This window comes from Pedobacter sp. SYSU D00535, from assembly GCF_017355855.1.
In the GTDB taxonomy this organism is placed as follows: domain Bacteria; phylum Bacteroidota; class Bacteroidia; order Sphingobacteriales; family Sphingobacteriaceae; genus Desertivirga.
Window position 1 is genome coordinate 53,099 of record NZ_JAFEWD010000003.1, and the last position, 26,438, is coordinate 79,536.

Below are 26,438 nucleotides of genomic sequence, written 5' to 3' on the forward strand. Positions count from 1 at the left end.
AGCTACTACCCGGGTAATACATGTTATATTTCTATTTTCTTTGTAATTATCGCCCTATTCGCGACCACGACGCTAAAAGTTGCTTTAACTAAAGCGATGAGCGTGTCATATAAATGTGTTAAATGTCAAAAGCAAAGGGATTAAAGTATTACGCTTTTTTTCTTCCTCAATTTCATAGTTGTCCTTATAACAACAGATGGTGGGGTGAAGGCTTTACCGAATGGAATTTAGTAAAGGAATCAAGACCTCAGTTTGACGGGCATAATCAACCTAGTGTACCTCTTGACGGCTATTACGATCTAAACAATAATGAGGCCCTTGAATCCCAGTTTAAGGAGGCGAAGGAACATGGTATTGACGGTTTTGTACTTTATCATTATTGGTTTGAGGGCAAAAGGCCACTAGGAGCTATACTCGACAGATTGCTTGATAATCCCCAAATCGAATTTAGATTTTCGTTATGTTGGGCTAATCAAACCTGGAGCAGAACCTGGAACTATAAAAAGGATAGGAATAAAGTGCTGTTACATCAAGGATACGAAAGGAGTAAGAGCGAGCAACTTAAACACTTCCGATTGCTCCTTAAGGCGTTTCTGGACCCCAGGTATATTAAAATTGGAGATAGCCCTATGTTCCAGATATATAAACCCGAAGAAATTCCCGATATTGCTGGCTTTATTAAGGATCTAAGAGAGTTTGTTTTGGCGGAAGCAGGCTTGAAAATTCATATCATCGGGGTAATTACCCTTTATCGATTTGATTTTAGTTATTTAAAACTACTAGATGGTGTTATGTTATGGCAACCTGGTTTAGCTATGTCAGCTCCGGATGTCATTTTAGGGCCTTCTAAGCCCACCTTTAATCAGCTATTTTCTGCTATCGGAAGGATTTCTCCTCGTTGGGTTCAGCGCTTATTACTTCAAGTAAAGAGTAAGCTAGTCAGGGGGGTAAAGCATTATGATTATGATAAGCTATGGCAGACCTTGCTAGATCAATATAAGTTCGCCCTTAAATCAAAAAACAAGGTTTATACTGCAGCCTTTGTCAATTTCGATAACAGCCCAAGGTACAGGGATAAGGCAATTGTAGTAAATGGTTTTGCTCCAGGCAAGTTTGGATCTTATTTAAAAAAGTTGGCTCGCGAAATAGCCATATCAGAAGAAATCGAACACGTGGTGTTTCTCTTTGCCTGGAATGAATGGGGCGAGGGGGCTTATCTCCAAAAAGATGAGCGGTGGCAGAACCAAAGGCTGGAGGTCGTAAAAGAAAGCAAAGAGTATTATAATCAACTTTTGGATGTTAAGTAGAGTAATTAGTAAGTTTCTCCCTAAGCAGATTGAGCGTACATTCCCCTCTTTTATCATCGTAGGAGCGCAAAAAGGCGGGACAAGCTCACTATATTATTACTTGTCACAGCACCCCGAACTTTCTATGTCAACAGTAAAGGAAGTGCATTATTTTGACATTAATTATTTAAAAGGTCCTAACTGGTATAAAAAACACTTCATTAGAAAAGACGGATGTTTAGCAGGAGAAGCGAGTCCGTATTATCTTTTTCACCCATATGTGCCCGGGCGGATTTCCAGAGACTTGCCCACCGTAAAAATAATCGCCCTTTTGAGAAATCCGGTGGATAGAGCGTTTTCACACTACCGCCATTGCGTGAAGCAAGGAATCGAAAAGTTGACTTTCGAAGAAGCAATAACGCTTGAGTCTGAAAGAATGAAGCATGGAAAAAAGGCACTGCAGCTAAATCCCTTTTCATACAGTCTGGAGCATCAGCATTATTCCTATCTAGAGAGGGGTAAATACGCTCTTCAGCTCCAACGGTGGTATAAAGTTCTTCCAAAGGAGCAACTTCTTGTTCTCAGAAGTGAAGATTTTTTTATAAACCCTCAGAATACGTTAAAAATCGTTTACGAATTTCTAGCAGTAAAACAGGTCTACCCAACCGATCTCAGTCCTCAAAATCCTGGAACGGCGGGCGAAATTCCGCAGGAGCTGCTTGATTTTTTGAGGCAGTATTTCAAAAGTTACAATGAAGACCTGGCACAGTTACTGAATCAAGAGCTAAATTGGGATGTCGACAGTTAAGGTACTTATGATTTTGGGGATGCACCGCTCAGGAACCTCTTTATTGGCTAATTGGTTAATGCACCTTGGCCTGCCCTTAGGCGAGGAATTTAATCCAGGCGGTATAGGGAACGTTAAAGGTCATTTCGAAGATTTGAAATTCCTGAAGCTACACATGCGGGCGCTGAACGAAAGATTGTGGTACCAACGAAACCGTATCAAACCTGATTTTCAGATTGAGGGTGCGGCTTTGATAAGAGAATACAATTTGAAATATGAGCAATGGGGATGGAAGGATCCCAGGACCTGCTTGTTTCTTCCTGAATGGCATACTCTTTTACCCGACGCAAAAGCAATAGTAATATTCAGAGACTTTCGTCAGGTAGTTCACTCTCTTCGTCGTAGAGGCCAGAAGGAAAAACTGCACAGAAGAAGAAACCTTTCGGCGTTCATTAGGAAGCCTTTGATGGCACTGGGAACAGAGGAACTGTCGGAACAGATAGCATTGCAAGAATGGCTGCGATACAACAAGGCCATACTTTCGTACTTAGAAAAGAGGACAGGAGAAGAGTTCCTTGTGCTTGAAGTAGGAGACATGTTAAAATTCAGCGAGCAGATTTTTTGCCACCTTACTCAGGAAATGGGCTTCTGTTTAAGGTACGAAAATCCGGAAAATTTGTATGATGCGGAGTTACTTAGTAACCGGGAGGAGGTTTTAGAGGTGGGGGAAGAGATTTTGGAAGACGCAGAAGAAACATTGAGATTACTTCGCAGTAAAAGGATCTTTAGCCGTTGACAGATTGTCGTTTGAACAAATAAGTGATAGATGGGGATAATCAGAGAACAAAGTACATCAGCTGTCATATTCACGGTTCTAGGGGTTGTTACAACATTCATCACGACGTTCTTTTTTCAGACAAGAGCTATGACTGCAGACGAGGTGGGCTTCATATCCACCTTGCTGATCCTTTCTCAAATAATTGCCCATTTTAGCTTACTAGGCTTTGCTAATACTGGTAAGTTTTTTCCGAAGTTCAACGTGACCGAGGGGATGCAACATACATTTCTTTTCCTGTCGTCTTTCATTGCTCTTACTGGATATACTTGTATTGGAACGGCTGTATTTTTATTTAGGGATGTAATACTAACTGGGCAAGGCGAGGATTCTAATCTACTTTCCGACTATTTTAACTTTCTTTTTCCACTTTCATTCGTTTTCCTATTGTATAACATAATTGAGCTGTATGGGCAAATGGTTCAGGACATTGTAACGGGGAGATTATTCAGAGAGTTTTTAAGGCGTATTCTGATATTATTTTCGATACTTTTATTGTTTTTTAAAGTTATCCCTTTTGAAGGGTTTATGCTTGTATGGCTGGTTGGGAACGCTATACCTGCAGTAATAGTATTATATAAGATAAATATTAATTGGTCGCATTTCTGGAAGCCCGACTTTAAATCTCTCGGGAGGGCAGTAAAAAGAGAGCTGTGGTTAGTAAGTTTGTTAGGATTGTTAACTGGTGCAATCCCCCTTTTTATTCAAACGGCCTCAGTGTTCCTTGTTAAGCAATATTTTGGGTTGGCTGATGTAGGGGTACTAACTGTAGCGCTGAACTTTGCTGCTATCATCGCACTACCGGGCAGATCTCTCTATTCCATTGCATATTCAGTTGTAGCAAGCAAATGGGCTGAAAACAATTTAGATGCGATAGAAAGTATCTATAGGAAAAGTTCTCTAAACCTCTTCTTAATTACCCTATTGCTGTTTGTGATCACTTATGCCAATATTGATAACATCTTGGCATTGATAGGGAAGGAGTTTTCGAATGGGGAAGAAGTTATATTAATCGCAGCATTTGGTAACTTAATCAATGCAGTGTGCGGAATAAATGGGACAATATTAAATACATCCAAATATGTGAAGCTTGACTCTTATTTTCAGCTGTTCATTGCGGGCTTCTGCGTCTTGTTGAGTTTTGTGCTAATTCCTCTCTATCAGCTTCATGGAGCTGCTGTTTCTATTTGCTGCATGTTTATCTTATTGAACATATACCGTTTGAGTTTTATCTACATAAAGTTGAATATGCATCCTTTTTCGAATTCGACGCTCGTAACTCTCGCCATAGGTTTGACGGGTCTTTTCTTTTGCCATCTTATTCCGGAAAGGATGAACCCTACGGTAGACTTTTTACTTCGCACAACGTTTATCTGCTGTTATTACGTTTTTTTCTGTTACTGTTTTAAAGTTTCGGAGGATATCAATCTGTATTTAAAAAAGGTGGTTGATTTTGTTAAAAAGACTTCGAAAGTTTGCTCAGCTTCAGAGTAGTTGTTGTTTATGTTAATCTGTGATCATTTTGTTTTTCTTAACAACCCAAAAACCGGAAGCACTTTTGTAAGAAGTGTCATCAAAGGAATTTATCTTAAAAGAGCGTTTTCGAGTCCTCTATATAAATGTGCTTGCCAATTCGGTTTGCTTTCTCCTCCTTACCTTGAGTTAATTCATCCCAATATAAAGCTGCCAGGAAATCCTCCTGATCAACATGGTACCTACTGCCAAATTCCTTCAAAATACTCAGCTCGAAAAGTAATTTCAGTAGTAAGAAATCCATATGACAAGTTTCTCTCTATCTATGAATATAGAAGGTGGTACGATCATCCTCCTATTAATAGAGAAGTCCTACGTAGGCACTTCCCCAGCTTCCCTAAGATCAGCCTCGACGAGTTTGTAGAAATGAATAAGTTGATTGCAAAGGCAAGGGTAGGATCAGATAACATGTATAATATTGGAAACCAAACTGCTCAATTTATCCAAATGTTTTTTAGAAGACCAAAAGAAATTTTTGGCAAATTGGATGAAAGATATTTAAGTTCTCAAGACTACGTGAATGACCTCGGGGAAATCCACTTCTTAAGACAAGAAAGCTTGGCTGAAGATTTAGTTGCACTATTAGCAACGGAAGGGTTTACAAGTGATGAGTTTAATTTTATAAAGAATCATAGGAAGGTTAATAAAACCCGTCAAAGGTATGTTGACAGAACCAGCCTTTGGACTGAAAAGGCTTTGGAATATGTAGAAGAAAATGAATCATTCCTTTTTAGGATATTAAAGAATAAGGGGATAGACTATCAAAGACCGACCTTTTTGTAGGCCCGCAGTTGTTTGAAAAATGAGGTATTTAATAATTTTTGGTGATAAAACGGCTTTTTGCATGTTCGATGAAGTACCTCGTTCAAGTTGGAGTACAATTGTACAGTTAGTTTAATTGATGTATAATTGTAAGCACCACCACTTTTGAAGTAGGCTGCCTTCTTAGAGTATCACGATAGAAATATGTTTTGGGATGTTGCCGGATTATACAATTAATGTAAAGCTTAGAGAAGAAATGAACCAGCAAAAGGCCTTTGTAGTTTGGCTTACAGGCTTGTCAGGGGCTGGAAAGAGTACGTTAGCAAATTTGTTGGAACACAAATTATATAGGGCTGGTAAAAGGACCTATGTACTGGACGGAGACTTGATCAGGAAAGGGCTAAACCGTGATCTAAGCTTTTCACCATCTGACCGGTCTGAGAATTTGCGAAGAGTGGCAGAAGTTGCCGCTCTAATGGTTGATGCCGGAATTATTGTTATTGCTGCTTTCATTACTCCTTTGGAGGCAGATCGCTCGATGATAAAACAAATTCTGAAAAATTGTGGTATGATCGAGGTGTATCTCGATTGCCCTTTAAGTATTTGTGAAGGTAGGGATACAAAAGGACTGTATGCGAAGGCAAGGAAGGGTCTTATTAATGACTTTACGGGCATAGGCTCTTTGTACGAGCCTCCCGGTACGCCAGATTTAAAAATAAGCACAGGACTTAAGAGCGTAGAAGAATCGGTGAAGGAGATCTATGACTTCATTGTAACGCTAGATCCCGCACTACCTCGGTAAATGGAGCTTTGTTCAATGTCGAGGTTGGGAATGTTATCTTTTTTATTAATAAACAATGCTATCGGGGGTGACATTTAAAGCTGCGAAGTCGCTATGTATATCCATGCATTTCCGACAACAGTAACGTTAGTTTTCCTTCCTCAATCTAAGATATATTTTTGAAACGATTATCTGTTTGCATCGCCACCTACAATGGCGAAAGCTACCTCCAGGAACAACTAAAGTCGATTCTCGACCAATTGAGGTATGACGACGAAGTAATTGTCTCTGACGACGGTTCAACAGACCATACTCTGACTATTATTGAATCGTTTCACGATTCACGAATAAGGGTGTTGCACAGTGCAAGGCCCAAGTCCCCTGTTTCAAACTTTGAACATGCACTCTCTCACGCAAAAGGTGAGTATATCTTTCTATCGGATCAGGACGACATTTGGTTTCCCAATAAGGTAAATCTGGTGCTTGGATATCTTAAGAAATATGACCTCGTTGTCCATGATTGTAAAATTCAAAAGGACGGTAGGGTAGTTGGTAGCTATTTTAGTGATAGCAATTCTGGAAGCGGGTTAATTAAAAACCTATTAAAGAATACTTTTCTTGGCAACTGTATGGCTTTCCGTCGCAATGTTTTGTTGCATGCTTTGCCGTTTCCAGAAGACATCCCCATGCATGATATGTGGATAGGCTTAGTAGCGACATTATACGGGAAAGTCTATTTCATCCGAAACAAATTATCCATCTGGAGGAGGCATGACCATAGTTTTTTAAATAAATATCGGTTAAAAACTTCGGTGGTAACTAAACTAAAATTTAGAATCATATTAATAAAAAGTATTATTCGTCTCCTCTTCCGAAAGGCTAGAGGATAAGGGAAGCGCATAGTTGACTCTATCGTCAAAAGCTTTTTTTTGGCGATTTTAGAGTAACGGTCTATTAGGATGTTATTATATTGTATTGTTGGTTGGTTAATACCTTGTCTTTGCCATGTAGAGCGTTCAACTAATCTTTCGCTACGCGTTACAGGGCTTTTGTTTTTTTCCTTTTAGTTGGTGAACCTGTGAGAATTTTCTACAGTTACTCTTTTTTTTATTTCCAAGCAAGGTCACGCTTGATGTTTATATGGAAAAGGAAGAAATGCAAAAAGCGCCTTTCGTCATTACGTTCAGTATTCGACCAGAAAAAGGGATTCGAAATCGGAGGGCCGAGTAAACTCTTTCTATCAGATGTGTTTCCCGTTTATGACTGGGTACATAGTGTAGATAATTGTAATTTTCGCGACACAACTCTCTGGGAAAAGGACTTTAAAGGAGCGGAGTATCGCCATTCAGCAAGAAAGTATGGTGTTCGATATATTGCTGAGGGAACGGCCTTGCCTGTTGAGGATGAGAAATACGATTTCGTCTTGTCGTCTCATTGTATTGAACATATTGCTAACCCCTTAAATGCTCTCGAAGAATGGAAGAGGATTTTGAAGCCGGGAGGATTTGTTGTGCTCGTATTTCCTGATAAAAATTTCACTTTCGATCATAGAAGAGCCTATACTTCCTTTGAACATCTTCTGACAGATTATAATTTGGGCACTTCGGAACACGACTTAAGTCACCTATCAGAAATTTTAAAGTTACATGATTTGAGACTTGATCCAGACGCAGGTCTGGATTTTAATTCTTTTAAAGAAAGAAGTGAAAAGAATACTGTCAACAGAGCGCTCCACCACCATGTTTTTTCGCAAGAGGTTATGCGGCAGTGTTTTAGTTGTTTTGATTTAGATGTTGTTTGTCAAGAGTTTGTACCACCTTTTCATCAGATAATAATAGGAAAAAAAAGAGACCCAAGTTAAAGGCCGTAGCAAAACCAACTGAAATATTTGATGAATAGAATAGTTATGATTTTAGGGATGCACCGCTCCGGTACATCATTTCTAACGAATTGGTTGCAACGGTGCGGGTTGTATGTAGGAGCCGAATTATACGGGGAAGATATAGGAAATAGGGATGGCCATTTCGAAGACTGGAATTTCATAGACCTACATCGGAGGGCCCTAAAGGAAAAGCCGTTTGAGGTACAGCGCGAGGATTTTGACTTTGAAAAGCATGCTCGTTACCTTGTAGAAGTGAATAATTCCAGCCATAAACAATGGGCGTGGAAAGATCCCAGAACCTGTTTGTTATTGGATAAGTGGCATATGATTATCCCGGATACCTCTGCCATTGTCATCTTCAGACACTACTCCTTTGTCGTCGATTCTATTATGAGGAGATACAAATCACAGACAGAGAAGAAGCATTTTTTAGTAAAGGCATACCGCTTGATTTTTTTGTATTGGCGAAAAAAAAGAATATATAATTTTTATTTATCAGAATGGATAAAGTATAATCAGCAAATTCTGATGTATTTGAAAAAGAAAGACAGGAAGGATTATTTGGTTGTCAGCCTGGACATATTGCTTCAATCAAGTGAAGCGATCATCGCCTATTTTAATAATCTTGGTTTTGAGCTTAGCTATACAGATCCGCTCACGATATTTAAGCCAAATCTTTTTGCCGAAAGCATATCAGAAAAATTCGATTTTAGGACGGATCTAGAGGAGAAAGCAAAGGCAATTTATTCAGAACTAGTAGTGTTGAGCAGAACGAACCAATTTCTATGAGTATTTTTCCTCTGGTCTCCATAATAATGCCTACGTATAATAGTGAAGCGACTATTGAATCAGCAATTAACTCTATATTACTTCAAACCTATGAAACATGGGAACTTTTGATTTGTGACGACGGGTCCACAGATGATACCTTGAAAAAAGTAGAGCGGTTTTCCGATAACAGAATTAGGTTTTATGCCGGTAGAGGCCGAAAAGGCATTGCGAATAGGCTAAATCAAGGTATTTCATTGGCTCATGGAAAATATATTGCCCGAATGGATGCTGATGACTTATCTTTTCCAACAAGAATCCAAAAGCAAGTAAATTTTATGGAGGCTCACCCGGAGATAGATTTACTCGGCTCATCTATTATTGCATTCGGTGAATCCGGAAATTTTCTTTATCGGTATATTGCTCCTCAGAGTCATTACGAGCTTGTTAAAAATATAAGTAATGGTATTCCCCTGTATCACCCGACCTGGTTCGGAAAGAAAGAGTGGTTTTTTAGATGGCGATACCGGAATTTTTTTTTAAAATACGGGGGAGAAGATTTTGACTTATTGTTAAGATCATTCAGCAGTAGCCATTTCGCCTCCTTGCAAGAGCCTTTATTAGCCTACCGCCATGTGTTTTCTATTAGAAGAATTTCCTATAATACGATCCGAATGGTCACGTCGCTTTTCAAGAGCAATTATCGGAAAGAAGCAGCTTTGGTGCTTCTCAAATTTACTCCGAAGTTGTTTATTAGTTTTACGCTTGTCACCTTCCGTAACCTTAAATACAGGAATTTGAAAAGATAATTTCACTCTTGTATGTTAATCCACTATGTGCTTTAGCTCCACTTTGCATGCCAATCGCACCAGAACCCGTAATTTAAAGCATTTTTTTTGCTGTAATAAGCTTCTCTATGATAGAGTAGAGTAGCCCTGGCAGTATTAAAATCGAGCCATGGGCCGGAAATATCGTCACCGAAAGGCCCTGAACAGCCTGGTAAAAAGTGGTGGCCAAATATCTTGCTCAGTTTATGACGGTAGCTTCTCAAAAAAATATAGTTATACCTAGCCCTCATCCTTATTCGGCCTAGAAAATCAAGGGTATAAAACTGTTCATCTGGCAACAATGGAAGGAGAGTTGTCTGGTCAACAAGTTTGAATTTTGTATAGCCTAACTTACGTAGAAGTAGAAGCGTCTCTAGTGCTTCGCCATTTCCTAGCTGTTTCTCTTGTCCGATGCATTCTGTTTCAACTGAAATAAGTTCAGGCCTTTCTGCAATGCTGAACAAGGATTGAAGCGCATGTTTATCAGAGCCTTCTATATCGATCTTGCAGTAAGAAGGCATCCCAAATTCCTCGATCAACGAAAGTAAAGTTCTAGCTTTAACAGTAACGGTGTCCTTTAGGGCTTCCTGTCTGTTAGCTATATCAAAATTTAATGAGGACCATACACTTTCCTGGCTAATGTTGAAGTTGGCGTATCCTTCGAAATTAGAAATAGCACAATTAATGAGAGTGAGCTGGCCAGAATTAATATAGGGTCCAAATTTTGTCCCAACTGCAGCAACACACTGAGGGTTAGCGTCTATTGCGACTACCTTAAAACCTTTTTTTAAAAAATAATCTGAATCTTCTCCTAAATGGAAACCGATATCAAAAATTAACTCTTCACTCACTATTTCTTCTATTTCGGCAATAGTAAATAAAAAACGTCTTAAAAAATATGGTTTTTTTAGTTCGTCTGGCTAAACTAATGCCCCTCTTAAATGCAAGTAGGAAGTATATTAAGCTGTCAAGGGGGCTATTTCTCTCAATGTTTCGTGCTCCCTGGCAAAAAAAACTATATCTCAAATTCAATTTCAAAACATCGGTTTCATTGTTAGAAAAATTTTGGTGGCCAATTGCCCCTGTAAGGCAAAAGGAAGGGTGTATTTTTTTAAGTCGTTCAATAAACTGAAGGTCGCTAAAATCAAGTTTGACTTTCTCATTGTATTTTCCCGCTTCAAAGAAAGCGGTTTTTGAGATAAGTAGGCCGCTATTTACCGGCACGATTTTTTTTAAATGATAAATTCCAGGAGCTACATCACTGAGACGATGGCCACTCTTGTATTTGTACTTAGCAGGGGAAAATATCCCTATCTCGTCAAAAAGCTTCGGTGCAAATAATGTTACGCAGGGATAAGTTTCTACTGCGATCTGCGTTTTGTGAAAAAAGTCGGTTGAAAAAGTAGTGTCTTGATCTAATAATAATAGCCACTTTTTATCGGATCGTTCCTTGATAAGGTCTGCTCCGAAGTTATAGGCGACACCGAGGCCTCCATTGAGAGGATTGTGGCAATAGAGGATGTTTAATCTATTATATTTGAAGTAATTAGGGTAATCCTGCGGTCTTGGGCTGTTATTATAAACCAGCATGTCCAATTCGCTTTCCGCGTCCTCTAGGGATCTATTTAAGGACATTAAAGTAGAAGAATCTTCGAGCCGGGTTTCGTATAATACAAGTACGGCAAATACACTCTTTATTGCAAACATTATTAATAGTAGGGGCATGTGTACAAGAAAAACGAGAGTTTCCTCCGCTGCTCGCCCACTAGATCCGGGCAGCTCTTAGCGGCTTTTTAGTTTCGGGTTCTTTATACTCTCTCTAGCACCTTTTTTCTAAGTACATGTTCCAACACTACTGGTTTATATATTAATTATCTGGCGGAACCTCATGGTTATCCTCTATATTTATACGTGGTACACGAAGGATAAAAAAATCTAATCATCAGCTTAACGTATACTTTATTATAGGAGAAATTCGAGCTTGAGGTAGGTGGAGATGGATGCAAGAAGCTAGATTAATACCGGAATTCGCGCCCTCCTAACTTGCAATCGTACTTGTTGCCCGGCTTACCGCCATCTCCCTTACCGCTGAAGCAATCGCCGCAGCATCAAATCCACATTCAGCCCAGAGCTCCGGTTGTTCGCCGTGCTCGATTACTTTGTCGGGGATGCCAAGTCGAACTACTTTAGCGGCATAGCCATTATCTGCCAAGAATTCCAGGACTGCACTTCCCATTCCCCCCTGGATGCAACCGTCTTCTACGGTAATGACCTTCTGGAATTTAGAAAATACCTGATGCAGCAATTCTTCGTCCAGGGGCTTGACAAAACGCAGGTCGTAATGGGCAGGGTTGATTCCTTCGGTATTCAACTCCAGGCAGGCTTTCACTGCCTCATTCCCGATATGGCCAATGGAAAGGATGGCAACATCTTCTCCGTCGCAGATCTTTCTTCCTTTCCCTACTGGTATGGCATTGAAAGGGCGGCGCCAGTCGGCCATCACACCATTCCCTCTTGGGTAGCGGATGGAGAAGGGGCCCATGTTTTCCTGCTGCGCAGTGTACATCAGGTTCCGAAGTTCTTCTTCGTTCATCGGTGCTGACACGATCATGTTCGGAATGCAACGGAAGTAAGCGATATCGTAAGCACCATGATGAGTAGGACCGTCAGCCCCGGCGATCCCGGCCCTGTCCAGGCAGAAGACTACGTTTAGCTTCTGAAGCGCAACATCGTGTATCACCTGGTCGTAGGCCCGCTGCATAAAGCTGGAATAGATGTTACAAAAGGGAACCAGCCCTTGTGTAGCAAGTCCTGCCGAGAACGTCACCGCATGTTGTTCTGCAATGCCTACGTCGAAAGCCCGGTTAGGCATGGCTTTCATCATAATATTTAGAGAACTGCCGCTCGGCATTGCCGGCGTGATTCCCATAATTTGCACATTCTGCTCCGCAAGTTCGACGAGGGTATGGCCGAAAACGTCCTGGTATTTGGGAGGCTGCGGCTTATCGCTAACAGTTTTCTTGATCTCACCGGTGATCTTATCGAAAAGACCTGGTGCATGCCACTTCGTTTGATCTTTTTCGGCCAGAGCGAAACCTTTGCCTTTCACCGTAACACAATGTAGAAGCTTCGGTCCGGGAATCTCTCTCAGATCCTTCAGTACTTTTACCAAGTGTTTGACATCGTGTCCGTCAATAGGGCCGAAGTAGCGGAATTTCAAGGCCTCAAAGAAGTTGCTTTTTTTAAGAAGTGTTCCTTTAATGCTCTTTTCAATCTTTTTTACGATCTGATGCGCATTCGGTCCCAGCTCTGAGAGCTTGCCCAGGACATTGGATATATCGTCGCGGAACTTATTGTATTGTTTGGAAGTGGTGATGTCGGTCAGGTATTCCTTCAGCGCGCCCACATTTGGGTCGATCGACATGTTATTGTCGTTCAGGATCACCAGAAGATTGGAGTTTTCAATGCCCGCGTGGTTAAGTGCTTCGAAGGCCATCCCTGCCGTCATCGACCCGTCTCCAATGACTGCCACGTGTTGCCGGTCGGTTTCTCCCTTGTAGTGCGAGGCAACCGCCATTCCCAAGGCAGCAGAAATAGAAGTAGAAGAATGACCTACACCGAAGGTGTCATATTCACTTTCCGATCTTTTTGGAAATCCACTGATCCCGCCGTAGATGCGGTTGGTGTGGAATATATTGCGGCGGCCTGTTAGTATTTTATGTCCGTAAGCCTGGTGGCCTACGTCCCATACCAGCTGATCATAAGGGGTATTCAGCACATAGTGAAGAGCAACAGAAAGCTCCACCACACCGAGACTGGCTGCAAAATGCCCACCATTTACGGAAACTACATCAATGATGTATTGCCTCAACTCTTTACAGACTCTTTCAAGCTCTGCCTCGTTAAGTTTCCTTAGATCAGAAGGGTAATTGATTTTTTCTAACAGTTCTCCCGCTTTTACTTCCATTCGGTAGCAAATAAAAAATAAAGCTACAAAGTAACTCAATATTATCCATAAAATAATTGTAAACTGCAGCTTTCTTTGCTGTTTAAAGAGCAATTAAATACTTATTTTTGAGCCCTTGTGATACAGCAGGATACGTTTGAGATTAAGCTGCCGCAGTTCGAAGGGCCGTTTGACTTGCTTTTATTCTTTATTGAGCGGGACGAGCTGGACGTGCACGACATTCCGATTGCTAAAATCACCGACGATTTTCTTGCCTATATCCAGCAAATGAATGCTTTAAACATTGAGCTGGCCAGTGAATTTATTTTCATTGCTGCCACCTTGATGAGGATCAAAGCAAAATTCCTGTTGCCAAGGCCGGATTTTGATGAGAATGGGAACGAGATTGACCTCAAGAAAGACCTCGTTCAGAAACTATTGGAGTACAAGAAGTTTAAACAAGCCTCGGAAGAGCTAAGGCTACTCGAGGAACTTCGTTTTAAACAGGAGAAAAGGGGAAACATACGAGCAGATTTACAGACCATTGCCGAGACTTCAGAGCCGGGAGAGGAACTGTCTTCCTTAGGGTTATACCGGCTGATGATGGTTTATGAAAAGGCGATGTCGCGGTACAAACAGCGGGTAGTGGAGGTAACACATACGGTAGTGCAGTATCCCTACACTATCGAGCGTCAGAAAAAGATCATTTCGGACATGCTGGCGCTGAACAGGCAAATGGACTTTTCAGAAATGGTGAAGAGCTCGGAGAACAAAGTGCATTTTGTGTATAATTTCCTGGCGATGCTGGAAATGTTGCAGCAACAGCTGATTGACATTCAGATCGGACTGGGCTTTAATAATTTTTCGGTGGCTGAGAAGGAAGCTGCTTTTTAGGATTGAATATTTAACCAACAACAAATAATGAAGAAAGATAAAGTCATCTTTAAGCTGATCGATGAAGAGCAGGAACGCCAGGAGAGCGGACTGGAACTGATCGCATCTGAAAACTTTGTAAGTAAGCAGGTAATGGAAGCTGCGGGTTCTGTGCTTACCAATAAGTATGCAGAAGGATTACCAGGGAAACGTTACTATGGTGGTTGCGAAGTGGTCGATCAGATTGAGTCAATCGCGATTGAGCGGGCGAAGGAACTGTTCGGCGCTGAATGGGTGAACGTTCAGCCTCACTCTGGTGCGCAGGCGAACGCTGCGGTATTTTTAGCATTGTTGCAGCCCGGCGATAAGATCCTTGGTTTTGATCTGGCTCATGGTGGTCACCTTACCCATGGTTCTCCTGTGAATGCTTCCGGTAAATTATACCAGCCTTTTTTCTACGGTGTAGAGAAAGAGACAGGAAGAATTAACTACAAGCAGCTTGAAGAAACGGCTTTAACTGAAAAACCAAAACTGATCATTTGCGGTGCTTCTGCTTATTCACGTGAGTGGGATTACAAATTCATCCGTCAGGTGGCTGATCAAATTGGCGCTTTGGTGTTGGCTGATATTTCTCACCCTGCTGGTTTGATCGCCAGAGGACTGTTGGACGATCCACTTCCTCATTGCCACATCGTAACGACTACTACCCACAAAACTCTTCGCGGACCTCGCGGTGGTATGATCATGTTGGGTAAAGATTTTGAAAATCCTTACGGATTGAAAACTCCTAAAGGCGAGACCAGAATGATGTCTTCTTTATTGGATATGGCCGTGTTCCCGGGAACACAGGGCGGACCATTAGAGCACGTAATTGCTGCTAAAGCGGTTGCTTTTGGTGAAGCTTTGAGCGATGACTACATGAAGTACGTGGTTCAGGTGAAAAAGAACGCGGCTGCGATGGCAGAGGCATTGGTTGAAAAAGGCTTCGAGATCATTTCTGGCGGAACAGACAACCACCTGATGCTGATCGATCTTCGGAATAAAGGTATTACCGGTAAAGCTGCTGAAGCTGCTCTTCAGAAAGCGCACATCACCGTAAATAAAAACATGGTTCCGTTCGACGACAAATCACCATTCGTGACTTCCGGAATTCGGGTGGGTACTGCAGCAATCACTACTCGCGGATTGAAGGAAAAGCACATGGCGAAGATTGTAGATTACATCGATACCGTGATCTCAGATCCTGAGAACGAAAGCAGCCTGAAGAAGGTTCGTAAGAAGGTAGAAGAGATGATGGAAGAGCATCCATTGTATAAGTAAGATCTTCGGAGATAAAAATGAGAAAGGAGCTTTAGGCTCCTTTTTTTATGATCCATCCGCTGTGACCGGATGACTCTCTGCATCCAGTTATTGTCATCTGACCACGAATTATTACCAGTCATTGTCTCCGGACGGATAAATCCTAGCTTCCAATTTACTCTTGTCAAGGCTCTTTCTTTCCGAGAATACGTACGGTAAGGGGATCAATAAATGCGGAAGGGTCTGAAGGATATTGTTTGGGAGGAGAATTATCACGAGGCGCTTATCAAATTCCACCTAAAAAAGAAAAAGCCGGTCGCCTAAGGCTCCCAGCTCTTTCATCTAAATTAACGCTCTCGGTATCCTTTTACCGTTTCGCGGAGGAAAGGTTACAGGAAATTCATAATAATTTAATTAATGGAGATAACCTTGTAAAATATACCCGATGGCAACGGAAAGCCCGCAGCGAAGCAAAGGAAGTGTGAGGGTGCGAGGACTTGCAGTGTACAGCGGGACTGCAGGTGATCGGGCTGCTGGCGCACGTTTCCAAAAAAGAAAAGAAGCGCCCCTAAAAAGAAAAAGCCGGTCGCCATACGGCTTCCAGCTCTTTCATCTAAATTAACGCTCTCAATTACTTGTACTGTATAACAAGCAAAAGGTTACTTTATTTTTAAAAATTTACTGTATTTCGTAACTTCCTAAATCAGAGGGAAATATTCTCGGCTTGCCTGATAAATCCAGTTGTAGCCAGGACTCCTGTTGTAAATTCTTACCCTTATTTGCTGCCGGGCTTGTCGTGGAGAGCCTGAAGTTGCGGTTGCGGGGGTGTAAAAAGAGAGGATCCGCATTCAGAATATTTGCGGGCTCCAGGGTTTTGTCGCGACTTCGGATTAAATTGTTTTGGATTACTACAGAGTTTCCCACGCTCTTCTGCTCGATATTCAATTCGTCTGTTAAACTTCCCCAAATGATGTTGTTGCTAAGGGTTAAGTTTAGCATGACAGTTTTAGCAGCTCCTTGCCTGTCTGTAAATTCCACCGACGGAGTGCTTCGGGAGAAATAATAGTTATAGTTCGCAAAAGTGTTCTGTATGAACGTATAGTTTCCACCTGAACTGGCATAGATCAAATGCTGGCCGCAGTTAGAGATCAGGTTGTTAAAGCCGGTTACACTGGAGTTATGCGCCAGGATTCCTGCCATTGCCATGTTTCGGATTTTTGTATTCGTGAGGAGTAGTTTAGGCTGGTCATTGAGTGAGGGTGAGTCCAATTCTAAAGCCGTGATACCGTTTTTAATGACCGCGTAGTTGATGCGGTTATCTTTGCTCGAAGGTAAAAAGTGAATCCCGTCCCATTGACCTGCTTCTTCCAGGTAGATGTTTTCAGGCCGGTCGCTGGCAAAGACAACGCTATCTGAAAGGGTACCACGGACGTCGAGCTTTCCTTCCACTGAAATTTTTGCCCCCTTATGCAGGAAAACCTTAGTGCCTTTCTCGATAGTGAGCGTAGTATTTTCCCTAATTCTGAGCGTGCCATAGATTACGAAGGGTAGCTGATTATCCCAGATTTCGTCACTGTTGAGGCTCGCGTCTCTCAAGAAGCGGGCATTTTGTCCGTAAGCGCGAAGTTGGATACGCTGCAGATTCCCATTGGTAAGGAAACTTAGAGAATCGGAAACAACAAAGGGCAGTTGCTGCGAAGTAGGATCAATAGTCACCTTTACGAAAAGGTACATAGAGTCCTGAGCGCCAAGTTCATAGTCAAGAATGTGGTGCGTCGCCCGACCGTTGACATTCAGCTGGTAAGGTGATGAGCTTCCACCTTCCAGCTTTATCTCAGAAATTTTTACGGCTTGCTTGTTCGGGTTATATATTTTAATCCGCCGGGTGGTCGATCCCACGGAAGTGAAAATAGTATCAAAAAAGAGCGTGTCTGTTGAAAAGCGAAGTTTTGCAGATCGGTCTTTCAGGATTTCTCCTTTTCTACAAGAGATTAAAAACAGGATGGCCGATAAAAAGGTAAGGAGTAACTTCATGGAAAATTAGTCGGTGAAGGCAATGGCTGCAATGCTTAATTGAACCTTTGGGATGGCTAGCAATGCCTTTGCACAGCTCTCGATGGTGGCACCGGTAGTAATGATATCATCCACTAAAAGCACGTGTTTCCCTTCCAGCGTGTCAGGTATTGCTACTGCAAACACCTCCTGCATATTCTCATACCGGTTGAATCTGGACTTCCGCGTTTGTGAATCAGTAAACGTGTTGCGCTGAAGGCTGGAGCTGTCTACAGGTATATCAAGGGCAATAGCTAATCCCTCCGCGAAAAAAGAGCTCTGGTTGTAGCCGCGTTTTTTCTCCTTCGCTTTATGCAGCGGGACGGGAATGATGAGATCGGGTTTGCTCGACTCAAATGCTCGTAACAGCTGGTCTCCATACATCTGACCTAACTTGAGGCCCACGTCTGTCTTATTATTGTATTTCAGCTGATGCATTAGATTCTGCACTTTCGAACCTTTCCTAAAATGTAAAAAGGCACTGCAGTGGATGAAAGGCACTCTTCCCCAAAATTGCCTCGCCACGCGGTTATCTGGTTCTTTGTAGTAGTTGGTGTAAGGCAGGTGAAAGGTACAATTGGTGCAGATAGTACTTTCGTTGCTCACCAGATTTATCCCGCAACCGCAGCACAGATCAGGAAAGAACAGCGACAGGAAGTCGTTCAGATAATTGTAAACCGCGTTCATTCGTACAATTTACCTAAATTAAGGAAGATTTTTATTTTTCTTCCTTAATCGCCAGTTGCCCGCAGGCAGCATCGATATCCTTGCCTCTGCTTCTCCTGATGACGGTAATAATCCCCTGTTTCTTCAAGTAGTTTGCGAATGCTTCTGTTTTATCTTCTTCTGCATTGGTGAAGGAAGCGAATGAAATGGGGTTATACTCAATAATATTTACTTTGCAGGGAAGGTGTTTGCAAAACTTAGCTAGCTCCATTGCATCCTGAATACTATCGTTAAAGTCGTTGAAGATGATGTATTCGTAGGTAACCGGATTTTTAGTTTTCTGATAGTAATATTTGAGTGCTTCTGCCAGGGCCTTTAGCGAGTTCTGCTCATTTATCGGCATAATCTCGTTCCGTTTTTTATCGTTGGCAGCATGCAGCGAGAGTGCCAAGTTGAACTTCACCTGATCATCCCCTAGTTTTTTGATCATTTTAGCGATCCCAGCCGTGGAAACGGTGATCCGTTTAGCCGCCATATTTAAGCCATCCGGGGCTGTCAGCCTGTCAATTGATTTCAGAACGTTCGCATAGTTAAGCAACGGTTCGCCCATCCCCATGTACACGATGTTCGAGAGCGGAATGCCGTAATTCTCTTTTGCCTGTTGGTCAATCAGCACCACCTGATCATATATTTCGCCCGGTTCCAGATTTCTTTTTCGCTCCATATATCCCGTAGCACAGAACTTGCAGGTTAGACTGCAGCCCACCTGAGAGCTCACGCAAGCAGTCATACGCTCGGGAGTGGGAATCAATACGCCCTCGATGATATTATTATCATAGAGTTTGAAAGTATTCTTGATGGTGCGGTCGCTACTAAACTGGGATTGGTTGATTTCTACCGCGTTAATCTGAAAGTGAGCTTTCAGTTTTTCCCTTAAGCCTTTTGAGAGATTGCTCATCTCGTCAAAGCTTCTAGCAGATTTCATCCACAGCCACTCTGAAATTTGTTTAGCTCGGAAAGCCGGTTCGCCTACTTCCGATAGAAATTTTAGCAGATCGGCAGATGTTAAGTTTCTGATTTCTTTTTTTACAACAACCTCATTCACAATGCAAAAATACTCAATAATTAAGTAATTGGAATGTTAAAAAACGCCGGAAACAAATTTTTTCCTATTATTGTTGTTATAACAGCAATAAAAAATGCAGGGGTGGATGAGTTTGGAAATTTCTTATGATAAAGTACTTTACAGCCGATTATATTCTGCCTGTTTCCAGTCCGCCTATCAAAAAAGGAGTGGTAGCTGTTGATCTTTCAGGCGAAATAACGGGTATTTATACGGATACAAGCGCCGAAATAAAAGATAAAGACATTCAAAAATTTGAAGGAATAATTGTTCCTGGTTTTATAAATGCTCATTGTCATCTGGAGCTTTCTTATTTAAAAGGGCAAGTGCCGCAAAAGAAGGGCCTGGTGGCTTTCATTCTGGAGGTGATCGGTAAGCGAAAACAGGTGCAGAAGGGCATTGAAGAAGCTATGGCAGAAGCCGACCAGCAGATGCAGGAGAATGGAATTGTTGCTGTAGCTGATATTTCAAATACCGTTATATCCAAAGAAGTTAAGCAAAAAAGTAAGATCCACTACCACACCTTTCTGGAGCTGCTTTGCTTTGAGCCCGAATGTGCAAAAGACGTTTTCCGTGATGGCCTTCAGCTTAAAGAACAATTTGCACCTTTAAAGACCTCCATTGTTCCCCATGCTCCCTATTCCGTATGTAAAGAGCTTTTTCGGTTCATTGGAAAATTTTGTGGTGAAGCAGGCGACCTCCTTTCCATCCATAACCAGGAAACTGAAGAGGAAAACAAGTTCTACCGGTATAAAAGCGGTCAATTCCTGGACTTCTACGAAAAGCTAGGGCGTAACATCGACTTTTTTAAACCTCAGGCCCGAAATTCTATACAAAGCGTCATTCCTTTGCTTCCGGAGCAGCAAAAGGTGTTACTGGTTCATAATACGTATACCAGTCTGAAAGACATTTACTTTATCCGCCGTTCCGGCCGGGAAGTTACCTGGTGTTTTTGTCCAAATGCTAACTTATACATTGAAGACAGATTGCCCAAAATAGATATGTTTCTTTTTAATGATTTCAATATCGTTCTGGGTACAGACAGTCTTGCCTCCAATACACAACTTTGTATGCTGTCCGAGCTGCAAACGTTACACACTCATTTTCCTTCCCTCTCATTATCAGAAACAATGGCCTGGGCTACTTTGAACGGCGCCAAGTTTTTAGGTGTAAACGAACGCCTCGGAAGCATCGAGAAAGGAAAGATGCCCGGACTGAATCTTATCACGGAGGTGAGGGATATGAAACTTTCTCCAGATTCAAAAGTTCAAAAACTGATTTAAGCGATATTTGTCTGTTCTAGTTTAATAGTTCAAATTACGGGTGATGAACAGTTTGTGCTCTCTGTTTAATATTCGCTTTCCTGTCATTCAAGCGGGGATGGTTTGGTGTAGCGGATGGAAACTGGCAGCAGCAGTCAGCAATGCCGGTGGTTTAGGTTTGATAGGGTCCGGCTCCATGCATCCCGGAACGCTGAGGGAGCACATTCGAAAATGCAAGGCAGCAACAGTCCATCCGTTCGGGGTGAACGTCCCGTTGTTGTACCCCCAGATAGAAGAACTAATGGCTGTCATCCTGGAAGAGGGTGTAAAGATCGTGTTTACTTCGGCTGGAAATCCGGCTACCTGGACCTCCAAACTTAAAGAAGCGGGAATCAAAGTAGTTCATGTGGTATCAAATACCAAATTCGCGAAGAAAGCGGAAGTAAGTGGAGTAGATGCGGTAGTGGCGGAAGGCTTTGAGGCTGGAGGGCATAATGGCAGGGAGGAAACTACGACTCTTTGTTTGGTGCCCATGGTAGCAGACGCGGTTTCAATTCCCGTAATTGCGGCCGGTGGTATTGGTTCTGGCAGGGCGATGCTTGCTGCCTTCGCTCTGGGAGCGGAGGGAGTTCAGATAGGGTCTGCTTTTGCTGTAGCAGCAGAATCTTCTGCCCATCCGAACTTCAAAAGGGCTGTGCTCAACGCAGGGGAAGGGGATACCAAATTAAGTATGAAAAGTTTAGTGCCTATCCGGTTGCTTAAAAATGAGTTCTATGAGCAGGTGGAACAGGCAGAGCGGATGGGTGCAAGCAAAGAGGAGCTAGCAAAGTTATTAGGTAAAGGCCGGGCAAAAAAAGGGATGTATGAAGGAGATTTGGTGGAGGGAGAACTGGAAATCGGCCAGGTTGCGGCTACGCTGCAGGAAATAAAACCCGCGGCCGAAATCCTAAAAACAATATGGGACGACTTTGTCGCCACAAAAGCTAAACTTGAAAAATTGAAGTTATGAAACATTTGAATATAACCGTATCCGGGAAAGTGCAAGGCGTATTCTTCAGAGCCTCCACCAAAGCAGTTGCTGACCAGCTGGGCGTGAAAGGCTTTGTGAGAAATCAACCGGATGGAAGTGTTTACATCGAGGCGGAAGGCGACGACTTTTCCCTTGAATCGATACTGGAATGGTGCCATACCGGCCCGGAAAGAGCACTCGTGGAAAAGGTAGAAGTTGTAGAAGGCGAATTAAAAAACTATCGTAATTTTGAGGTTGTAAAAAAGAATCTGCTTTGGTAGATGTGACTAATCTTAACGCTAATTGTCTACTCTTAAGAAATTTGCAGGGCAAACGGCCATTTACGGCTTAAGTACGATTGTTGCCCGTTTGCTGAATTACCTTTTAACTCCCATTTATACCCGGGTCTATCCGGTTCAGGTATTTGGGATCCTCACCACCATGTACGCCTGGGTATCTATTCTGAACCCGATCCTCGCTTTCGGAATGGAGACGACCTTTTTTCGGTACCTGAACAAGCATGATGACAAACAGAAAGTCTACAGTAATACCTTCTTTACCACGCTTTTTATAGCCCTCTTCTTTTTAATAGTTATTCTGGCTTTCATCGACCCGTTAGCGGCCTGGCTGCACGGGGGCAGTAAGATCGATCCTGAAAATTATAAGGCCTTTATTAAAATGTTCGCAGCGATTCTCGTTCTTGACGCCATCGCTGTAGTCCCATTTGCGAAAGTTCGGGCAGACGGAAGACCAGGCAGATACTCCGTGATAAAATTCACAAACATCCTCATCGCCGTCGCATTCAATCTCATTTTCCTTTTTGTAATCCCCTGGCTGATCAGGCAGCAAGTAGCTCCCGAGCTGTTCAGCTGGTTCAAAGGCCGATGGGTAGGGTACGTCTTTCTGTCAAACCTCATCGCCAGTTTTGTTACTTTACTCATGCTGTTACCAGAGCTCCTCAAGCTAAAGTTCCGCTACGACTTTGCATTACTACGGGAGATGCTGGTGTACAGCTTTCCCGTACTTATCGCAAACCTCTCCTTCATCATCAACGAAACATCCGACAAGATCTTTATCAGGAAATTGCTTGGGGGCGACTTTGGAGAGCAGGAGGTGGGTATTTACGGTGCTGTTGCTAAGCTCGCCATTTTCCTGAGCATTTTTATACAAGCCTTCCGACTGGGTGCCGAACCTTTTTTTTTCAGCCATGCGAAAGAAAAAAATTCCGGTGCTACCTACGCCGTGATCATGGACTACTTCGTGATAGCGCTCTCTATTATTTTCGTGGCTTTGGTGGCAAACGTAGAAATCCTCAAATATTTTGTAGATGGAGGAACACCAGAACAAAGAGGGCTGTTCTGGTCGGGTTTAAAAGTAGTGCCGATCCTCTTATTTGCTTATGTCAGTTTGGGGATTTACATGAACCTGTCTGTTTGGTACAAGCTATCTGATCAGACACGGTTCGGATTATACATATCTGGTGTTGGCGCCCTAATTACCGTGGTGCTCAATATAATCTTTATTCCAAAATACAGTTATTACGCATCCGCCTGGATAACCTTGCTTGCCTATACCTGCATGATGGTTTTATCTTACCTGTGGGGGCAGAAAAGATATCCGATCCCCTACAACATCAAGAAAAATCTCGCTTACCTGCTAACTGCAATTGGCTTTGTGTTCCTTTCTTTCGTGGTATTTGATCGGAATCTGATTATCGGAAATCTACTTTTGCTTTTTTTTGCGGCGGGTTCTTTCTACTTTGAGCGAAAAAACTTAAAATCAATCTTGTCGTCAAAATGAAGATCGGCGTAATCAATAAATCAACTAACAGTCTTCCAGCTTACGAGACCCTGCAATCAGCGGGAATGGATTTAAGAGCTTTCTTGCCAGATGGGGAAGTAGTACTTAAACCCTTGCAACGACTTTTAATTCCTACAGGATTATTTATCGAATTGCCTGCAGGTTTTGAAGCGCAGATACGACCGCGCAGTGGTTTGGCGTTTAAGCATGGGATTACCGTGCTTAATTCCCCGGGTACTATCGATGCGGACTACCGTGGAGAAATTAAAATATTGCTGGTGAATTTGTCTGATACTGACTTTGTAGTCGCTAGCGGAGATCGGATTGCCCAAATGATTATTGCTCGTTACGAGCAGGTGAGCTGGCAGGAGGTAGAAACGCTGTCAGAAACGCTGCGGGGAACCGGGGGATACGGTCATACTGGAGTTTAACTATGCTTAAAACTGTACTGCTTTTTATAAATTTTTTTGTTGCTGCCTTCTGTTTCGCTCAGAAAAAGAACGGAGCGATTATCGTGGTGGGCAGGCAGTTATCAGCAGAAGACAGCCTTCGGGTAAATGAGCTCTTTTATAGCGGCCTTCGTGAAAAGGCGATACAGAAATTCGATGAGTCAGCAGCCTATTTCAAAGCAGTACTAGAGCGCGATCCGGCTAATGCAGCAGCCTTATATGAGTTAGCGAATTATTTCCATGCGAAGGGTGACGAGAAGGTTGCAGAAACCTATGCCCGTCAGGCGGTGACCGTTAAGTCCGGTAATAAGTGGTATTGGCTCCTGTTGGCAGATATATACAAACGGACAAATAGTATTGAACCACTTGTTCTGGTGTTTGACGAACTTATCAAACTCGAGCCGCAGAACGAAGATTATTACTACGACAAAGCCAATGCCCTCACCATTCAGAAGAAAGTTAAGGAGGCGGAGGCGCTATATGCTGTCATCGAGGAAAAATTTGGCGGCTCTCACGAGCTTGTCGCCGCCAGGCAGCGTCTGTTTCAACAACAGGGGAACGCAGGCAGGAGTATCGCCGAACTGGAAAAGCTGATCGCTGCCAACCCCGCAGATCTCCGGAACTATCATATTCTTGCCGAAATTTATCAGAAAGAGGCTGATCTGGACAAGGCCTTGGAGGTGTTGCAAAAAGCAAAAAAGGTTGATCCTAAAAATGCATTTGTGCGACTGGCCTTGGCCGACATTTATAACGCCCAAAATAATGCTGATCTAGCTCATGAGGAGGTAAAAGCATCTTTTGCCGACCCTGCCCTGAACCTTGATACAAAAGTGCGCGTGGTTTTATCGTTTTTCCCCCGATTCCGGGATGCTAAAGTGAGGGCTCAGGCAACCGAACTGGCTCATATCCTTACGGACGTTCATTCGTCAGATCCAAAGTCATTTTCAGTTTACGGAGATGTCCTTTTTCAGGATAATAAGCTTGACGAAGCAAAGAAAGCATATCGGCAGGCTTTGAGTTTAAATAACGAAGTATACCTGATATGGGAGCAACTTCTGCGTTTAAGTCTGAGCAAGGGTGATTATGCCGACGTGATTAAGGATGGAGAAGAAGCTCTTACCTTATTCCCAAACCAATCCACCTTGTACTTCCTGACAGGGCTGGGCTATAGCCAAAATAAAAAACACGAAAAGGCCGTCGATTATTTTCAGAACGCCTTGACGCTCGAAGCGGAGAACAAGGAACTGCAGTCGCAGATCTATTCTTCCCTGGGGGATTCGTACAACGCCCTGCAGCGGTTCAAGGAGTCGGATGCCAGCTATGAGAAGGCATTAGAACTAAGTCCGGATAATACCTATGTCTTAAACAATTATGCTTACTATTTATCGTTAAGGGGGGAAGCTTTAGCCAGAGCAGAAGAAATGTCTTTACGTTCGAATAAGCTGATGCCGGATAATGCCTCTTTTGAGGATACGTACGCCTGGGTGTTATTTAAGCAAAAGAAATTCGCGGAAGCGAAAAAATGGATCGAAAAAGCGATTAAACATAATAGCAATAGCGGTGTCCAACTGGAACACTACGGTGATATTTTGTTTAACCTTGGGGAGAAGGAACAAGCCCTCGAACAGTGGCGAAAGGCAAAAGAAAAGGGAGTTCGATCAGAAATATTGGAAAAGAAAATCAATGGAAAGAAGTTTTTGGAGTAAGATCTTGATATTAGCACTATTGGTAGTGGCATCGGGCTGTAAGACCCGTAAGCTAACCACCATAACTGGTACTACTGTTGCGCCGCCTGCGGGTACAGCCGAATCGGCATCGGCAAAGGCAGAAGCTCTTAGAAAAATAACGGAGCGGCAGGTAGATTTTAATACACTCGCCATCAAGGCAAAGGCGGATCTAAATATCAACAATAATAGCAACGATGTTAGCATGAGTATTCGCCTGAAAAAAGATGAAGCGATGTGGGTTTCGGTTACTGCACTAGCAGGTTTAGAAGTAGCCCGGGCCTTGGTTACGCCGGATAGCATAAAAATTTTGAATCGCTTTCAGGGTGAATACACCAAAAAGCCTTTCAGCTACATTCATCAGTTTACCAACCGGTCCGTCGACTTCAAGACAGTGCAGGCTTTGTTTACAGGCAGTGCTATCCCCGGAAGTCTAACAGAGAACGCAAATGTCGATATCAGAGAAGGACAAACTATAGTGGAAGGAAGTCTTTCGGGCTTGATATACGCGCTTATTTTTAATGATGGGAACAATTTGGTGCAGAACACAGTAAAAAACCAAGAAACAAATCAAAGGCTGGCGGTAAGCTACGGTAACTTTGCGAACGTGAAAGGTCAAATATTCCCGCAGAATGTGACGATCAAGTCGGCGGCGAATAACCAGAATGTCGCGATTAATTTGCAGTATAACAGTATCTCCCTGAACGAACCTGTGGATATGCCTTTTAGTGTGCCAAAAAGATTTAGTGTAAAAAATTAAATAGATAGATTTGT

General features: G+C 42.6%; 25 protein-coding genes. 19 read left to right on the forward strand and 6 right to left on the reverse strand.

The features are described 5' to 3' along the window. Positions 1–122 precede the first annotated feature (122 nt). From J4N23_RS08290 to J4N23_RS08305, 4 genes are all read left to right on the forward strand, one after another. Entirely contained in the window at positions 123–1,307 is a 1,185-nt protein-coding gene (locus J4N23_RS08290; protein ID WP_207426491.1) for a glycoside hydrolase family 99-like domain-containing protein, read from the forward strand. After that, entirely contained in the window at positions 1,297–2,094 is a 798-nt protein-coding gene (locus tag J4N23_RS08295) for a sulfotransferase (RefSeq protein ID WP_207426492.1), read from the forward strand. The genes J4N23_RS08290 and J4N23_RS08295 overlap by 11 nt, the downstream gene beginning before the upstream one ends. After that, complete coding sequence (locus tag J4N23_RS08300; protein ID WP_207426493.1) at positions 2,081–2,869, forward strand: sulfotransferase; 789 nt, start codon at positions 2,081–2,083, stop codon at positions 2,867–2,869. Before J4N23_RS08295 ends, J4N23_RS08300 begins: the two co-directional genes overlap by 14 nt. Before the next feature lie 129 nt (positions 2,870–2,998). Further along, on the forward strand, positions 2,999–4,402 hold the full coding sequence (locus J4N23_RS08305; protein WP_207426494.1) for a lipopolysaccharide biosynthesis protein: 1,404 nt from the start codon (positions 2,999–3,001) through the stop codon (positions 4,400–4,402). A gap of 94 nt (positions 4,403–4,496) precedes the next feature. Here the strand turns inward: J4N23_RS08305 and J4N23_RS08310 are convergent, their stop codons facing one another. Beyond that, positions 4,497–4,685, reverse strand: a complete 189-nt coding sequence (locus J4N23_RS08310) for a hypothetical protein (protein ID WP_207426495.1) — start codon at positions 4,683–4,685, stop codon at positions 4,497–4,499. A 122-nt stretch (positions 4,686–4,807) separates the two neighbouring features. Here J4N23_RS08310 and J4N23_RS08315 point away from each other — a divergent pair, with 122 nt between their 5' ends. The 6 genes from J4N23_RS08315 to J4N23_RS08340 all read left to right on the forward strand — a co-directional run bounded on the left by J4N23_RS08315 (position 4,808) and on the right by J4N23_RS08340 (position 9,443). Beyond that, the gene (locus J4N23_RS08315) at positions 4,808–5,224 is read left to right on the forward strand and encodes a hypothetical protein (protein ID WP_207426496.1); all 417 of its coding nucleotides are present in this window, start codon (positions 4,808–4,810) and stop codon (positions 5,222–5,224) included. A 193-nt stretch (positions 5,225–5,417) separates the two neighbouring features. Beyond that, positions 5,418–6,005, forward strand: coding sequence for an adenylyl-sulfate kinase (gene cysC, locus J4N23_RS08320; protein ID WP_255534792.1), 588 nt, complete (start codon positions 5,418–5,420; stop codon positions 6,003–6,005). A gap of 158 nt (positions 6,006–6,163) precedes the next feature. Beyond that, positions 6,164–6,874 carry a glycosyltransferase family 2 protein gene (locus J4N23_RS08325; RefSeq protein WP_207426498.1) on the forward strand — a complete coding sequence of 237 codons (711 nt, stop codon included), beginning with the start codon at positions 6,164–6,166 and terminating at the stop codon, positions 6,872–6,874. 188 nt (positions 6,875–7,062) lie between these two features. Next, a complete protein-coding gene (locus tag J4N23_RS08330; RefSeq protein ID WP_207426499.1) occupies positions 7,063–7,845 on the forward strand; it encodes a class I SAM-dependent methyltransferase in 783 nt (260 codons plus the stop codon). A gap of 30 nt (positions 7,846–7,875) precedes the next feature. Further along, complete coding sequence (locus J4N23_RS08335) at positions 7,876–8,655, forward strand: hypothetical protein (protein WP_207426500.1); 780 nt, start codon at positions 7,876–7,878, stop codon at positions 8,653–8,655. After that, the gene (locus J4N23_RS08340) at positions 8,652–9,443 is read left to right on the forward strand and encodes a glycosyltransferase (protein WP_207426501.1); all 792 of its coding nucleotides are present in this window, start codon (positions 8,652–8,654) and stop codon (positions 9,441–9,443) included. The genes J4N23_RS08335 and J4N23_RS08340 overlap by 4 nt, the downstream gene beginning before the upstream one ends. Positions 9,444–9,475: 32 nt before the next feature. Here the strand turns inward: J4N23_RS08340 and J4N23_RS08345 are convergent, their stop codons facing one another. Together J4N23_RS08345 and dxs are read right to left on the reverse strand one after the other, a co-directional pair. After that, positions 9,476–10,312, reverse strand: a complete 837-nt coding sequence (locus J4N23_RS08345; RefSeq protein ID WP_207426502.1) for an FkbM family methyltransferase — start codon at positions 10,310–10,312, stop codon at positions 9,476–9,478. A gap of 1,187 nt (positions 10,313–11,499) precedes the next feature. Next, a complete protein-coding gene (dxs, locus tag J4N23_RS08350) occupies positions 11,500–13,428 on the reverse strand; it encodes a 1-deoxy-D-xylulose-5-phosphate synthase (RefSeq protein ID WP_207426503.1) in 1,929 nt (642 codons plus the stop codon). A gap of 117 nt (positions 13,429–13,545) precedes the next feature. On the opposite strand from dxs, the gene J4N23_RS08355 reads away from it, so the two are divergent. Beyond that, positions 13,546–14,301: a ScpA family protein gene (locus J4N23_RS08355; protein WP_370527246.1), complete on the forward strand. Its 756-nt coding sequence runs from the start codon at positions 13,546–13,548 to the stop codon at positions 14,299–14,301. 27 nt (positions 14,302–14,328) lie between these two features. After that, positions 14,329–15,600, forward strand: a complete 1,272-nt coding sequence (gene glyA, locus J4N23_RS08360; RefSeq protein ID WP_207426504.1) for a serine hydroxymethyltransferase — start codon at positions 14,329–14,331, stop codon at positions 15,598–15,600. A gap of 657 nt (positions 15,601–16,257) precedes the next feature. Here the strand turns inward: glyA and J4N23_RS08365 are convergent. The 3 genes from J4N23_RS08365 to rlmN are packed head-to-tail and all read right to left on the reverse strand — an operon-like array spanning position 16,258 to position 19,402. Next, positions 16,258–17,613: a right-handed parallel beta-helix repeat-containing protein gene (locus tag J4N23_RS08365; RefSeq protein WP_207426505.1), complete on the reverse strand. Its 1,356-nt coding sequence runs from the start codon at positions 17,611–17,613 to the stop codon at positions 16,258–16,260. Between the two features lie 6 nt (positions 17,614–17,619). Continuing rightward, positions 17,620–18,318: a ComF family protein gene (locus J4N23_RS08370; protein WP_207426506.1), complete on the reverse strand. Its 699-nt coding sequence runs from the start codon at positions 18,316–18,318 to the stop codon at positions 17,620–17,622. A 31-nt stretch (positions 18,319–18,349) separates the two neighbouring features. Then, a complete protein-coding gene (gene rlmN, locus J4N23_RS08375; RefSeq protein ID WP_207426507.1) occupies positions 18,350–19,402 on the reverse strand; it encodes a 23S rRNA (adenine(2503)-C(2))-methyltransferase RlmN in 1,053 nt (350 codons plus the stop codon). 125 nt (positions 19,403–19,527) lie between these two features. Between rlmN and J4N23_RS08380 the strand changes: the two genes are divergently transcribed. The 7 genes from J4N23_RS08380 to J4N23_RS08410 are packed head-to-tail and all read left to right on the forward strand — an operon-like array spanning position 19,528 to position 26,424. Beyond that, on the forward strand, positions 19,528–20,703 hold the full coding sequence (locus J4N23_RS08380; RefSeq protein ID WP_207426508.1) for an amidohydrolase family protein: 1,176 nt from the start codon (positions 19,528–19,530) through the stop codon (positions 20,701–20,703). A 43-nt stretch (positions 20,704–20,746) separates the two neighbouring features. Then, positions 20,747–21,691 carry a nitronate monooxygenase family protein gene (locus J4N23_RS08385; protein WP_207426509.1) on the forward strand — a complete coding sequence of 315 codons (945 nt, stop codon included), beginning with the start codon at positions 20,747–20,749 and terminating at the stop codon, positions 21,689–21,691. After that, positions 21,688–21,972, forward strand: a complete 285-nt coding sequence (locus J4N23_RS08390; protein WP_207426510.1) for an acylphosphatase — start codon at positions 21,688–21,690, stop codon at positions 21,970–21,972. Before J4N23_RS08385 ends, J4N23_RS08390 begins: the two co-directional genes overlap by 4 nt. A gap of 22 nt (positions 21,973–21,994) precedes the next feature. After that, positions 21,995–23,491: a lipopolysaccharide biosynthesis protein gene (locus J4N23_RS08395; RefSeq protein WP_207426511.1), complete on the forward strand. Its 1,497-nt coding sequence runs from the start codon at positions 21,995–21,997 to the stop codon at positions 23,489–23,491. Continuing rightward, on the forward strand, positions 23,488–23,922 hold the full coding sequence (dut, locus tag J4N23_RS08400; protein WP_207426512.1) for a dUTP diphosphatase: 435 nt from the start codon (positions 23,488–23,490) through the stop codon (positions 23,920–23,922). The genes J4N23_RS08395 and dut overlap by 4 nt, the downstream gene beginning before the upstream one ends. A gap of 2 nt (positions 23,923–23,924) precedes the next feature. After that, positions 23,925–25,646 carry a tetratricopeptide repeat protein gene (locus J4N23_RS08405; protein ID WP_207426513.1) on the forward strand — a complete coding sequence of 574 codons (1,722 nt, stop codon included), beginning with the start codon at positions 23,925–23,927 and terminating at the stop codon, positions 25,644–25,646. Continuing rightward, positions 25,624–26,424 carry a DUF4292 domain-containing protein gene (locus tag J4N23_RS08410; RefSeq protein ID WP_207426514.1) on the forward strand — a complete coding sequence of 267 codons (801 nt, stop codon included), beginning with the start codon at positions 25,624–25,626 and terminating at the stop codon, positions 26,422–26,424. Before J4N23_RS08405 ends, J4N23_RS08410 begins: the two co-directional genes overlap by 23 nt. The last annotated feature ends 14 nt before the right edge of the window (positions 26,425–26,438 follow it).

Coding starts and splice junctions, on each gene's coding strand:
- J4N23_RS08305 (WP_207426494.1), top strand. CDS start 2,999: ATGACTGCAGACGAGGTGGGCTTCATATCCACCTTGCTGATCCTTTCT.
- J4N23_RS08370 (WP_207426506.1), bottom strand. CDS start 18,318: ATGAACGCGGTTTACAATTATCTGAACGACTTCCTGTCGCTGTTCTTT.
- J4N23_RS08315 (WP_207426496.1), top strand. CDS start 4,808: ATGAATAAGTTGATTGCAAAGGCAAGGGTAGGATCAGATAACATGTAT.
- dut (WP_207426512.1), top strand. CDS start 23,488: ATGAAGATCGGCGTAATCAATAAATCAACTAACAGTCTTCCAGCTTAC.
- J4N23_RS08335 (WP_207426500.1), top strand. CDS start 7,876: ATGAATAGAATAGTTATGATTTTAGGGATGCACCGCTCCGGTACATCA.
- J4N23_RS08380 (WP_207426508.1), top strand. CDS start 19,528: ATGATAAAGTACTTTACAGCCGATTATATTCTGCCTGTTTCCAGTCCG.
- J4N23_RS08405 (WP_207426513.1), top strand. CDS start 23,925: ATGCTTAAAACTGTACTGCTTTTTATAAATTTTTTTGTTGCTGCCTTC.
- J4N23_RS08295 (WP_207426492.1), top strand. CDS start 1,297: ATGTTAAGTAGAGTAATTAGTAAGTTTCTCCCTAAGCAGATTGAGCGT.
- J4N23_RS08365 (WP_207426505.1), bottom strand. CDS start 17,613: ATGAAGTTACTCCTTACCTTTTTATCGGCCATCCTGTTTTTAATCTCT.
- J4N23_RS08410 (WP_207426514.1), top strand. CDS start 25,624: ATGGAAAGAAGTTTTTGGAGTAAGATCTTGATATTAGCACTATTGGTA.
- dxs (WP_207426503.1), bottom strand. CDS start 13,428: ATGGAAGTAAAAGCGGGAGAACTGTTAGAAAAAATCAATTACCCTTCT.
- J4N23_RS08310 (WP_207426495.1), bottom strand. CDS start 4,685: ATGGATTTCTTACTACTGAAATTACTTTTCGAGCTGAGTATTTTGAAG.
- glyA (WP_207426504.1), top strand. CDS start 14,329: ATGAAGAAAGATAAAGTCATCTTTAAGCTGATCGATGAAGAGCAGGAA.
- J4N23_RS08300 (WP_207426493.1), top strand. CDS start 2,081: ATGTCGACAGTTAAGGTACTTATGATTTTGGGGATGCACCGCTCAGGA.
- cysC (WP_255534792.1), top strand. CDS start 5,418: ATGTTGCCGGATTATACAATTAATGTAAAGCTTAGAGAAGAAATGAAC.
- J4N23_RS08390 (WP_207426510.1), top strand. CDS start 21,688: ATGAAACATTTGAATATAACCGTATCCGGGAAAGTGCAAGGCGTATTC.
- J4N23_RS08340 (WP_207426501.1), top strand. CDS start 8,652: ATGAGTATTTTTCCTCTGGTCTCCATAATAATGCCTACGTATAATAGT.
- J4N23_RS08290 (WP_207426491.1), top strand. CDS start 123: ATGTCAAAAGCAAAGGGATTAAAGTATTACGCTTTTTTTCTTCCTCAA.
- J4N23_RS08385 (WP_207426509.1), top strand. CDS start 20,747: ATGAACAGTTTGTGCTCTCTGTTTAATATTCGCTTTCCTGTCATTCAA.